This is a genomic window from Carnobacteriaceae bacterium zg-C25 (assembly GCA_017945845.1).
In the GTDB taxonomy this organism is placed as follows: Bacteria; Bacillota; Bacilli; order Lactobacillales; family Aerococcaceae; genus WM01.
On sequence record CP072828.1, the window covers coordinates 1,256,492 to 1,269,493 of the forward strand.

The window sequence follows — 13,002 nt, forward strand, 5'->3', positions numbered from 1 at the left end:
TTGTAAAACCTTACTTACTTTTTGAGTGCATTATTTTTAAGGTTGACAGTGTCAGTCCACAACCTTAATTTCTACCTGGCTTGATTGTTTCTAACATACACATCAACGGCAAAACGTCCACCACGATACTCACTCATCATTCGTTCGCCTGTTTTCTTAAAGCCGTTTTTTTCATAAAAAGCATGCGCTACTGTATTTCCAACAATGACATGCGCTTTGACACTACGATTAGGCGGTAAAACAGTTAATAACCGTTTTCCAATGCCCTGTCTTTGTGCAGATTCTTTAACGCATAGCTGTTTCAAATGAATGCCATCTTCCGTATCAAGCGCTTGTAAAACACCTACCAAAACATCGCCGTCATACGCACCGTACAAATAGCCGTCAGATTTGTCAATTTGACGCTTAAATTTTTCGGTATGTGCATTTGGGGAAAGTTTCTGCAAAAACGACTGACTTAACAAGCCACGATAATGTTTTTTCCACACCGATACAACTAAACAAGATGCTTCATTGACGTCTTGACGCGTTAACGGTTTTAGTTCAATCATGGTATTTCTCCAAGACGATGGTAAACACGGTTTCTGTTTCGTTTGAATTTACCATTAACTCTCCGTTGTGCGCGTGGACGATACTTTGTGCAATCGCCAAACCTAAACCCGACCCTTCTACACCACTGTTTCGAGACATGTCGGCGCGATAAAAACGTGTAAACAGTTGACTCAACGCCTGTTGTTCAATGGGTATCCCGTCATTTGAAATAGCCAAATGAATGTTATCGCCGTTTTGATGAGCGCGTAAGACAATGTGCGTGCCGTGCGAATACTTAACTGCATTATTAATAATATTGTCGTATACACGTGCTAACGCTTGTGCATCAACAAAAATAAAATAATCTTTTGGCATATCAACGCTAATGTGAAGTTGATTTTCTTTAACGAGCGTATCGTATTCAGCTGCAATTTGTGTTAAAAAACGAGAGACACTTACTTTTTGCTGATGTAAATTCATCTCTGCTGATGTCATTTTAGTATATTCAAACAAATCATCGGCTAACCGTTTCATTTGTTGCGCTTTCGTATAGGCAATATGCACGTACTGTTTCAATTCATCTGCGTTATCATACGCTTCTTCTTCAATTAGCCCTAAATAACCAATAACAGACGTTAAGGGCGTGCGAATATCATGCGATACATTCGTTATCAATTCATTTTTAGCTTGTTCAACAATCCGCTCTTCCACCATAGCACGCGTTGTCGAATCCACTAATTTATTAATACTGGAGACGACACTACTTAAACGACCAACTAAATCTTCTGAAATGCGGTGGTCATAATGCCCCGAAGCAATGTATTCCAATTCCATTAAAACGTGTTGCAACTCAATTTGCCAATACCGTCGGCTTAATCGCCAGTAAGTAAACCATACGGTGATGATAATCATGGCTAACGTAAAAATATGCCGTACAATTTGAATCTTTTGTTCGGTGATTCCCATCAATCGCCAAACATACCCTAATGTCGCACTATCATTTGGATACAACATTTTAGAAAATAAAAATAAAAACCCTAAATAAATGAGTATCATCGCCCCTAAAGTGATAATACCTTCTAATATTAACTTCCAAATTTCTTTTGGATCAAGTTGCACAATTAAATTATATTTTCGTTTAAGGTTGTGTAATTTTGTACCCAACACCCCATACCGTTTCGACAACTTTATCACCACCTGTTGCTTTTTCTAGTTTATCCCGTAAATGACTCATATGGACCATCACCGTTTTCGCCGATACAATCGGCTCTTCTTTCCATACTTGCTCAAAAATTTCTTCAGCACTATATACACGATTTGGATGACTTGCCAATAAATATAAAATCCCAAATTCAAGTGCCGTTAGCGCAACTTGTTTTCCTTGTGCCGTCACGACTTCATGCAACTCTTTTTTGATCATAATTTTACCCAAATCAATCATTTGTAAAGCGTCATCTGTTGCTTCAACTGGTGCTGTACGTTTCAATAAACCTTTGACACGTGCGATAACTTCAAGTGGATGAAATGGCTTAATGACATAATCATCTGCACCGATTGTCAACCCTTTAATTTTATCCATATCGCTACCTTTAGCACTCAATAATAAAATTGGCAGTTGTTCATTCGTTTCACGAATGGTTTTGACAACGGATAACCCATCCTTTTTAGGCATCATAATGTCTAAAATCATCAATTGAATATCGTCATGTTCTTCTAGTTTTTTTAATGCCTGCACACCATCATACGCTTTAATAACTGAATAACCCTCTTTTCTTAAATAGATGGATAATAAATCAACGATTTCGCGTTCATCGTCTACAACCAATATTCTCATCGCACTTTTCCTTTCTTTTTCAGTTTCAAAAAACGAGAAAGATACCTAAAATCTGGACTCGTCCCATTTTAAATCTGTGTTCATTTACGTGTTTTTGCAAAAGTTATTGCACACCAAAATAATCAATCTGTTTTTATATCGATTAATGTTAAACAATACCCCTATCCTATCATATCTTGTATCAATAAAGGCAATGTTTAAACTTTTTTAAATAAACATTTTAATAGCACTCACTAGGTGTACCGCAATCCCTTTTTAACACTACACAAATAGCGCTCTTAACAGAACGCTATCTCATCTTGTTTCGTTTATTTTGTTGCATGCAGTGCATTCGCTAATCGTGCAAAGTCTGCAATACTTAACGCCTCGCCACGTACACTCGGCTCAATTTTAGCTAAAGATAGTGCATTTTCTAACCACGCTTTTTCGCTCTCACCTTTTCCAAAAAATTGCGTTAAATTATTCCATAATGTTTTACGGCGTTGAGTGAAACTTGCTTTTACGACGTTGAAAAATAACGTCTCATCAGACACATCCACTAACGGTTTATCACGACGCGTTAATTTTAAAATCGCCGAATCCACATTTGGTTGCGGTGAAAAAACGGTTTTCGGTACAATAAACGCCAATTCTGCATGCATGTAATATTGAATGGCTACGGTCAATGATCCATAGGCTTTACTTGCCGGTTTAGCCGTCATACGTTGTGCCACTTCTTTTTGCATCATCATCACAAAGGTATCAATCGGTAATTGACTATCTAAAAAATGCATAATGATGGGTGTCGTAATGTAATATGGCAAATTGGCTACAACACTTAACGGTTTTGTCATATCCAATCGCGTCGTCACATCTTCGGGTAATTTTGCTTTTAAAATATCTTCATGTACAACCGTTATATTATTATACGGAGAAAGCGTATCTGCTAATACGGGCAACAGACGTTGATCAATTTCAAACGCTAACACGTGATTGGCGACACGTGCAATCCGTTCAGTGAGCGCCCCGATACCCGGACCGACCTCAATGACGTTAGTCTGTTTATCAATGCCAGACGCTTCAATAATTTTGGTTAAAATATTCGGTTCAATCAAAAAATTTTGGCCTAAACTTTTTTTCATTGACAACCCGTATTTTTTCACGATTTCAGCAGTTCGTGTCGGTGTTGCAATGTCTCTAAAATGTTCCATAATTTTCCTCCCATACGATTGCCATCGTGTCCATAATTTGTTCGGGTGTATAGCCAAATGCATTCAATCGTTTTTCTAACTGTTTCCCATTCACATGCCCAATACCCATTTTTTTCGCTAACGCCTCACGTCGTTTAGCAGATTGATTTAAGCCAACAAGTCCAATACGCATTAAAAATGACTTAGTAATAGGCGTTTGACTTTCGTAGTCTTGAACACTTTTCACGTCATTTAACGCGCGCAAAATCGCCGCGTCACTCGCGTGTTCTACACCAAGAGAACCTTTATGCTTTGGCGTCGCTTCGGCAACGGTTAAAAAAGCGTGTTTAACGGTCGGTATATATTGTGTAATGGTTTTTCTAATTTTTTCACCCGGAAAATCGGGGTCACACAAGACAATAACGCCACGAAACTCGTGCGCCTTTTTAATCAACTCTAATGTTTCTTGATTAATTGCCGATCCACGTGTTTCAATCGTATCCACCACACCCAAAACCTCTTTTAAACGGCGCGTATCATCTCGTCCTTCTACAACAATGATTTCTTTCATAGTCTAAATAACTTTCTAGCGTTTTGCGTCGTCGCAGTTGCAATGTCTTCAATCGAACACTCACGTAATTGCGCGATTTTCTCCGCCACGTGATACACATAACTTGGCTCGTTACGCTTACCACGATACGGAACAGGCGATAAATACGGGGCATCCGTTTCAATCAACAATCGATCTAACGGAACGACTTTTGCAACTTCTTGTAAATCCAGTGACTTTTTGAACGTCACCACGCCACTTAGCGAAATGTACATTCCTAAATCAAGAAAACGTTGCATATCGGAAATATTCCCAGAAAAACTGTGCATAATCCCACCCTGAAATGACGAAGATTTCAAAATGCGGTACGTGTCTTCCAGAGCTTCTCGCGTGTGAATCACAATCGGTAAATTCATCTCATTTGCAATGGCGATTTGACGTCTAAATACTTTTTCTTGGTTTTGTGGTGTATCGGTATTCCAATGATAATCCAATCCAATTTCGCCAAGTGCCACCACTTTATCGTGCGTTAGCCATTCTTGCAATTGTTTTTCAAGTGCCATTGTATAGCTGGGCGTTTCAACCGGGTGCCACCCAACAATACTGTAAATATTGTCGTATTGTTTCGATAATTCTAAACTTTTTAAAATGGTTGGTTCATCAAAACCAACAACCGCCATTTGTGTCACACCATGTTCTTTTGCGCGCAAAATGGTCGCATCTAAATCATCTTGAAATTGCGGTGTATTTATATGTGTATGTGTATCAAATAACATGGTCATCTTCCTTTTTAATCTCGCTTCATTGTATCATAAATGGGTATAATGAAAAAGATAGCGCGTTAAGACACCAACTTTTTGCGTCTGCAACGTAACTAATGACACATGGCAAAGCATACAACCACCTACTTTTATTACACCCTATTTTTGTTCGATACCATTTAAATTATTCAGCCGTATCCAATATAATCGTTACCGGTCCATCATTAACTAAAGATACTTGCATATTCGCTCCAAACACACCCGTTTCAACAGGAATATCATATTGTCTTAAAGTATCGTTAAAATAGTGATATAGCGGAATCGCAATATCCGGTTTGGCAGCTTTTATAAAACTAGGACGATTTCCCTTTTTTGTATCGGCAAATAATGTAAATTGTGAAACGGATAAGATTGAACCGCCTACAGATTGAATATTTTGATTCATTTTACCGTCTTCATCTTCAAACACACGCAAATTCACAATTTTTTTAGCTAGGTAATCCGCTTCTTTTGTTGTATCCGTTTCAGCAATTCCCACTAACAAAACATAGCCGTTTTCAATTTGTCCATGTACTTTTCCATCAATGCTCACACTCGCACAACGAGCACGTTGTAATACTACTTTCATACTTTCTCCTTTAAAAAAGCCTTTGGCACGAAGACCAAAGGCGATCATTTTACATTATGAAATGACACGTTGTACACGGTACACTTCTGTTATCATACGTAATTTATCGAGTAATCGATTTAACTCTTGAATATTTTCAATCCCTACTCGCAATGTAATGGTTGCAATGTGGTCGTTGATTTTTGCGTTAATCCCATTCATTTTTTTAACGGTACTATTTGCCGTTGTAATGATGTCGTTAATTAAACCGTTTCGATCATATGCGGTAATAATAATTTCGGTATCATAATCTTTATGTACTTTTTTATTCGCCATATCCCATTCAACATCAATCAGCCTTGCTTCATCTGCATGTGGCAACTGGACATTAGGGCAGTCTTGTCGATGGACAGTAATGCCGTGGCCTTTTGTAATATACCCCGTCACCGTATCTCCTGGAACCGGTCTACAACACCGCGCCAAACGAATTAATAAATTATCGCCACCACTCACAATTAAACCATTTTCATCACGAATGGTCATCACAGTGCGCTTCGGTTCTGGCTTGGCTAAAAGTTGCTGAATTTCTAATTCTTTTTCTTTTTGACGGCGTTCTTTTTCGGTTAAACGATTGGCTACCGCTAGAGAGGACTGTTCACCAAAACCAACCATCGCATACATATCATCGATTGTATGTACATTTAGGCGTTCCAATACGTCATCGATACGTTCTTTCGTCAAAATTTCTTTCGGATCAAATTCTAACTCAACAATCGCTTTTTCCAATAAGTCGCGTCCGCGCGCAATACTGGCATCACGTTCTTGAGATTTTAAATACCGTTTAATTTTATTTTTGGCACGGCTAGTCACAACCATCTTTAACCAATCGGGTGATGGATTTGCACTACTACTTGTACGAATATCAATAATATCGCCATTCACTAAAACCGTATCTAATCCAACATTTTTACCGTTGACGGTTGCACCGACCGTTTTATTCCCAAGTTCAGTATGCACACTATAGGCAAAGTCTAACGGACCTGACCCGCTTGGCAATTCCGTCACATCACCTTTTGGTGTAAAGACATAAACACGATCATTAAATAAATCGGTTTTAACGGATTCAATAAATTCGCTGGCGTTTGTTGCATCACTTTGCAACTCCATCATATCTTTGAACCAATTCATCCGTTCTTGCAAAGGCGTTGAGGCAACTTTACTCGTCACACCCTCTTTATACGCCCAATGCGCAGCAACCCCGTTTTCAGCAATACGATGCATTTCATACGTTCTAATTTGAATTTCAATCGGTGTCCCACCCGGACCAATAATGGTTGTGTGTAACGACTGATACATATTTGGTTTAGGCATGGCAATATAATCTTTAAACCGCCCTGGAAGTGGTGTCCATTTAGTATGCACCAACCCTAACACCGCGTAACAATCTTTAATATCATTGACCAACACACGAACTGCCAGCAAGTCATAAATTTCGCTAAACTCTTTTTTCTTATTTACCATTTTTTTGTAAATAGAATAAATGTGTTTCGGACGACCTTTAATTTCTGCTTTAATGTGCATCTCATCAAGTAAATGTTGAATCTCATCGATTGTCTCATTTACCCACGCCTCACGCTCTTCACGTTTTGAGCTCATCAGCGACACAATATTATAATACGCCTGTGTTTCCAAGTAACGTAACGATAAATCTTCCAACTCCCACTTAATTTTACTCATCCCTAAGCGATGCGCTAAAGGCGCGTAAATTTCAAGCGTTTCTTCTGATTTTTGTTGCTGTTTATGTTCCGTCTGGTACTCCATTGTACGCATGTTGTGTAATCTATCTGCCAATTTGACAATAATGACACGAAAATCTTGCGCCATAGCCAAAAGCATTTTGCGGTGATTTTCCGCCTTATTTTCTGCTTTTGATTGGTACTCTACTTGCCCAATTTTTGTGACACCCTCAATAATGTCGGCTACGCTTTGTGAAAAATGTGTCACCATATCATCATAAGTGTATTCTGTATCTTCAACAACATCGTGTAAAAAACCTGCTGCTACCGTATGCGGATCCATATGCAAATTTGCTAAAATACCCGCTACTTGAATTGGGTGAATAATATACGGTTCTCCCGATTTACGTTGCATGGAACGGTGGGCGTGTTCAGCAAACTCATAGGCTTTTTTTACAAATGTAACGTGCTCTTCATTCATATACGTCCGACATAAATCAAGCACATCTTGTGCTGTATAGTCCTTTTGTTTTGCCATAAACTCACCTCCCATTCATTATGAATACAATATTACTTTAATATGGCGTTTTTATCAAGTTTACTACCCGTTGTGACGAACATCTAAGTTATGCCATCAATGCAAAAGTGACCGTCAACGCATCATCAACCGCCACTTTTGCAACTATCTATCTGTTTACCACTCACTACACTCGTTTATAACGTGTACCTTGTGGTGTATCGTCTAAAATAATCCCTTGTGATTTTAAGTAATCACGAATTTCATCACTACGTTTAAAATCTTTAATTAAACGCGCTTGAGTCCGTTCTTCAATTAACGAAACAATATCTTCATCTAATAATGTTTCTTCCTCTTCTAACACCATACCAAATACATCGCACATGGCTAAAAGTCGCGTTTTCACAATACCTAAAACGGATGCGTTAACCGTTTCACGTTGTGTGTAGACGTTAATATCACGCAATAATTCATACAACACTTTCATGCCGTTTGGTGCATTAATGTCATCGTCCATGGCTTCTTTAAAAGCATTTTCCTGTGTACGCATCGTTTCTAACATTGTTTCATCACTAACACACATATCCGTTACCGCCGTATTTAAACGGAATTGAATTTGTCGAAGTGTCGCTTTAAATTTCTCTAAATTAACGGTTGCTTCAGCAATAATATCTTCTTTAAATTCTAGCGGTTTACGATAATGGGCTGTTGCAAGTAAAAAGCGAACAACTTGAGGGTCAACTTGTTGAATCAAATCATGCACCAACACAAAATTACCAAGTGATTTACTCATTTTTTCGCCATCAAACGTTACAAACCCATTATGCAACCAATAGTTTGCAAATGGTTTACCTGTTTTTGCTTGGGATTGTGCAATTTCATTTTCGTGATGCGGAAACGTTAAATCGTGTCCACCGGCATGAATATCAATGGTGTCGCCTAAAAATTTAGTTGCCATTACAGAACATTCAATATGCCAGCCGGGACGACCACATCCCCATGGAGAATGCCAATGAATTTCATTTTCTTTAGCCCTTTTCCAAAGCGCAAAATCTAATGGGTCGTGCTTTTGTGCGGTATCATCGTCAACCCGTTGGCTTGCTCCGGCAATTAAATCATCAATCGATTGCCCACTTAATTGACCGTACTGTTCAAAATGACGTGTTTTAAAATAGACATCGCCATCTACCACATACGCAAAGCCTTTATCGATTAGCACTTGAATAAACGCGATAATGTCATCAATACTATCCATTACGCGGGGGTTAAGTGTCGCTTTTTTCACGTTTAACGCCGCCGTATCTTCATAAAAAGCGTGAATAAATCGATCAGCCACTTCACGTGGTGAAATGTCCATTTCGTTTGCCGCACGAATAATTTTATCATCTACATCGGTAAAATTAGAAACGTAATTGACTGTAAAGCCACGATATTCTAAATAGCGACGGACAACATCAAACGCAACCGTACTACGTGCATTACCAATATGGATGTAGTTATAAACCGTTGGACCACACACGTACATGCTCACTTGATCATCGACTAACGGTTTAAACGGTTCTTTTTGATTGGTTAATGTATTATAAAATTGAATCATTTTTTCTTCTCTCCCATATTGTATAAATGCCAACAATGACTAAACTTGCTGCCGTCACACTCACGCCAATCCACCACCCAACAGGTGTATACACCAGTTTGACAGTGTGCATACCAGACGTCATTGGCACAGCGAGTAAACTATTCCATACTTGTCGTGTGTTGACTTCTTTATCATCAACATACGCTTTCCAACCCGGACTATACGGAATACTTGTCATCATATGTGTCTGTTCGCTTGACAATGTAATCGTCCCTTCGATACGATTATCACTCCATTGCGTAACAGTTAACCCATTTTCTTTCGTTTTAGCAATCGCTTCACGCGTCAACACTTCATTCAACCGCCACAATTGCACGTTATAAATTGTCAATTCGTCTAAAGATGACGTTGAAATTTTAAATTCAATCGGTTCTCCTTTATTGCCATAGGCGACATTGAACAATTGTCGTTGATCATACGTACGATAATATTCATATACTTGCCCGTTCAATTCAAACGTAATATCATTTTTGCTTAGGTTTGTACTTGCCGGTAAAGAAATGTAATACGCTTCATTGGTTTGTGGTGTAAAGCGATACGTTATTGTTGCACTGCGATTCTTATCAATACGCTTCAAAGCAACACTGCTTAAATTATTCGGATTGTCTGTTTCAAAATTATCGAGTGTAATATTTGAAAAGGCGAATTGCTCAAAATATTTTGTATCACTTGGCTGTAAAGCATTTAACACTTGATTTTGATTATACGCAGGCGCATTGCGCTCCATTCTCAAATTAACTAACGCATCACTAGATGCAAACCCAATCGGTAAAACATTATCGTTTTGATACACGCGTAATCGACTGCTTTCAAACGTTGGGTGATAATACGCATTTAAATCTTTACGTGTCGATTCTCGCGTAAACGCATAAATATTTTCATCATTTTGCAAATCCACAGGCAAGTTACGCATTTGTACGATATATTTCACACTAAATAACGCATCCGTCAATGCCGTTCCATTCCCATAATTCGTCGCTGCATTTGCGCCGGCATCACCAAAATAATCAAATAAATCGAGCGTTGAGGCTTCCATCGTCGAACTGAAATTTGTTAATCCCGGAAAATCAAACATAAACGGATCGTTTTTAGTGCGGTTAAACAGTTTTGCAGTGCGATAAAATTGTGTGTTGTCCGGTCGAATTTTATCAATCACTTCTTTTTGGACAGAGTACGCATTTAAAAACGAGCCAGCATGGGCATACCCAATACGTGATTGGACAATATTCGCATTCACACCTAACTCTGCAACCGTAAAAAGAAGTATTAACGGTAACGCTCTTTCTTTAGAGATTTGTACCAGCAACAGTAACGCCACTAGCCAAAATGCCATTGACAACAGTTGTTGTGGTAGCGTCATAAATGAATGTTGCTGCGTCAATGCGCTACTCATAAGCCCTAACAATACGGCTACAATACCGATGATTCGGCGCTTGGATAGTTTTTGCAGACCGACAACACCACGATAGGCGAGTAACACCATAAAAAAGCAGGTTAAGTACGTGAAACGGTGATAAAACCACGCCGGCGTTTGACCGAGATGCCAAATTTTATTCGTAAAATCATGCACCATCGATAAAACAAACACCAAAAGCACAAAAAAGGCAGCAAATCGTTCGCTTTTTCGAATGGATTGATTTGAAAAATAGAGCATTAAACCGATTAAGGCAACTGCCCCAACATAAACATTTGGCAAACCTGCTGGCATTTGGTCATAATCAAACGCACCAATAAACAATTTAGAAATAATTTCTAACGGATTAAATTCAAATGCCCATTGAAAACGAACGACTTCTGTATACGTTCCTTTCGTAATCAACAAGTTTTGCACAACTGGATATAAAATAATGGCGCTAATGCCTACTGCTACTAACGACCATATGGCTAAACGTAATAGCGGTTTAAAATAACTCACTAGCTTTTGCTTAATCGTATTTCCAAAAGAAAGACGTGTGGCATAAAACAATGCATATAAAATGATGAATAAACACATCATATATGCCATGTAATATTGCATAATGATCATCGCACCTAATAAAAGCACGTAATGATATACATTTTTTCGCCCGTCCATCACTTGCTCTACACCAATGATAATGAGTGGTAAAAAAACAAGTGCATCGTACCATAGTGGATTCATTTGATACGCAATGGCAAACCCACTTAACGCATACAACGTTGCAAATATTGGAATCAATAATGGCTTGTGACGCAAACCGTTGTAACGTTTAATGAGCAAATGTCCAAATGTTAATCCCATCGCACTATATCGCGCCAAAATGGTCAATGTTGCCGAAATACGTAACGCTTCAAAAGGTAATATAACATAAATCAAATTAAATGGACTGAGTAAATAGTACCCCCATAATCCGACCATATCCCCACCGAGCGATTTGGAAAAGGAATAAAAAAAGCTATCCACGTCTAGTGATAATACTGCGCGTTTTAAATAAGCAAACAAATCGATATATTGCGATGCAAAATCAATTGCCATAACTGTTGTATTCCCAAATGGATACATACCCAAAATAATAAAGTTGACAATCATAATAGCTAATGGTATCACCGCACACAATATATAAATTTGTCTAATTGATTGCTTGTTCATAATCCCTCTTTATATAATGATCTAACACATGAATAAATAAATAAAATCGTTCGATATTAACAATCGGTTCCATAAACACCGTTTGAAGTGCCGTATCCTTTATGGTCAACATCCCTGAATACGAAAATTCATATCGTGACAATTGGTGCCATTGATAAAATTGATTGTAACAGATAATACCTTCATGCGATAAAATCAATGTTTTATCGTCATCATTGCCATGTACTTTCATTTTAAAAGATGTGACATCTTCATCAACATCAAAAGAAATGATACGTTTGGCTTCAATTTGTTTCACAACAAACTTTGCCCAAATACGCGCATGCCCTTCTTGAAATAAGCGAAAGGCATCTTTATCTAACAATGCGCTTAACGTTTCTTCTTTGTCGTCATCTGTTTCAAAATAGAGTTGATTGGCTGATTTATTACTTTGTGGTATAAAGCTATACGTCATAATATCGTGATAAAAATAAAAAACATTTGTTTTTTGATTGAGTACACCATTTTCATAAAATGCAAATACGCCTGCTTTTTGATGTTGTAACCACACAATAACAACTAATCCAATAATCAACACAATACAAAGTAGTTGCAAAACATTAAGCACTTGCGCTACAGATTGATACATTGAAAAAAATTCTTTAGTGTAGTGAAATATAAACCATACCATTCCCGTAATGATGGCTAACGCAGCATGAATCACGTATATTTCCCAACGCATGCGACAGACTTTAATCAGATTCCCCATGACTTTCCTCCGCTTGTTTTTCGTGTTTAAATGTGTTTCGTCGTAACGTAAAATAGTCCGGAACAGGATCTACCCCGCCTTTAATAAACGGATGACACCGACAAATTCTTCCCACCGCCATTAAACTGCCTTTCAATGCACCATGTTTTTCGACCGCTTCTAAAGCATAATGTGAGCACGTCGGTTCATAGCGACAACTTGGTGGCGTTGCCGGTGAAATATATTTTTGATAGCCTTTTATAGCTTTTTTAATTATTTTTTTCATGTTTGTACACTCCACGCTCATTATATCACACATTTCA

Annotated in this window: 12 protein-coding genes; all 12 read right to left on the reverse strand. The window is 38.2% G+C overall.

Features of this window, described 5'->3' with window-relative positions; translation table 11 throughout:
• Positions 1-71 precede the first annotated feature (71 nt).
• The 12 genes from J7S27_05995 to yidD all read right to left on the reverse strand — a co-directional run bounded on the left by J7S27_05995 (position 72) and on the right by yidD (position 12,965).
• Positions 72-551 carry a GNAT family N-acetyltransferase gene (locus J7S27_05995; protein QTU82820.1) on the reverse strand — a complete coding sequence of 160 codons (480 nt, stop codon included), beginning with the start codon at positions 549-551 and terminating at the stop codon, positions 72-74.
• Positions 544-1,716, reverse strand: a complete 1,173-nt coding sequence (locus J7S27_06000) for a HAMP domain-containing histidine kinase (protein ID QTU82821.1) — start codon at positions 1,714-1,716, stop codon at positions 544-546. Before J7S27_06000 ends, J7S27_05995 begins: the two co-directional genes overlap by 8 nt.
• Positions 1,670-2,365 (reverse strand): response regulator transcription factor, encoded by a 696-nt coding sequence (locus J7S27_06005; GenBank protein ID QTU82822.1) that lies wholly within the window; start codon positions 2,363-2,365, stop codon positions 1,670-1,672. Before J7S27_06005 ends, J7S27_06000 begins: the two co-directional genes overlap by 47 nt.
• Positions 2,366-2,673: 308 nt before the next feature.
• Positions 2,674-3,555 (reverse strand): 16S rRNA (adenine(1518)-N(6)/adenine(1519)-N(6))-dimethyltransferase RsmA, encoded by an 882-nt coding sequence (rsmA, locus tag J7S27_06010; protein QTU82823.1) that lies wholly within the window; start codon positions 3,553-3,555, stop codon positions 2,674-2,676.
• A complete protein-coding gene (gene rnmV, locus J7S27_06015; GenBank protein QTU82824.1) occupies positions 3,542-4,105 on the reverse strand; it encodes a ribonuclease M5 in 564 nt (187 codons plus the stop codon). Before rnmV ends, rsmA begins: the two co-directional genes overlap by 14 nt.
• The gene (locus J7S27_06020) at positions 4,102-4,860 is read right to left on the reverse strand and encodes a TatD family hydrolase (protein QTU82825.1); all 759 of its coding nucleotides are present in this window, start codon (positions 4,858-4,860) and stop codon (positions 4,102-4,104) included. The genes rnmV and J7S27_06020 overlap by 4 nt, the downstream gene beginning before the upstream one ends.
• Before the next feature lie 169 nt (positions 4,861-5,029).
• The gene (dtd, locus tag J7S27_06025) at positions 5,030-5,473 is read right to left on the reverse strand and encodes a D-tyrosyl-tRNA(Tyr) deacylase (protein QTU82826.1); all 444 of its coding nucleotides are present in this window, start codon (positions 5,471-5,473) and stop codon (positions 5,030-5,032) included.
• A 54-nt stretch (positions 5,474-5,527) separates the two neighbouring features.
• Positions 5,528-7,726: a bifunctional (p)ppGpp synthetase/guanosine-3',5'-bis(diphosphate) 3'-pyrophosphohydrolase gene (locus J7S27_06030; GenBank protein QTU82827.1), complete on the reverse strand. Its 2,199-nt coding sequence runs from the start codon at positions 7,724-7,726 to the stop codon at positions 5,528-5,530.
• Between the two features lie 166 nt (positions 7,727-7,892).
• On the reverse strand, positions 7,893-9,302 hold the full coding sequence (gene cysS / locus J7S27_06035; protein QTU82828.1) for a cysteine--tRNA ligase: 1,410 nt from the start codon (positions 9,300-9,302) through the stop codon (positions 7,893-7,895).
• Positions 9,286-11,952: a YfhO family protein gene (locus J7S27_06040; protein ID QTU82829.1), complete on the reverse strand. Its 2,667-nt coding sequence runs from the start codon at positions 11,950-11,952 to the stop codon at positions 9,286-9,288. Before J7S27_06040 ends, cysS begins: the two co-directional genes overlap by 17 nt.
• Positions 11,933-12,700: a hypothetical protein gene (locus J7S27_06045; protein ID QTU82830.1), complete on the reverse strand. Its 768-nt coding sequence runs from the start codon at positions 12,698-12,700 to the stop codon at positions 11,933-11,935. The genes J7S27_06040 and J7S27_06045 overlap by 20 nt, the downstream gene beginning before the upstream one ends.
• On the reverse strand, positions 12,684-12,965 hold the full coding sequence (gene yidD / locus J7S27_06050) for a membrane protein insertion efficiency factor YidD (GenBank protein ID QTU82831.1): 282 nt from the start codon (positions 12,963-12,965) through the stop codon (positions 12,684-12,686). The genes J7S27_06045 and yidD overlap by 17 nt, the downstream gene beginning before the upstream one ends.
• Positions 12,966-13,002: the final 37 nt, after the last annotated feature.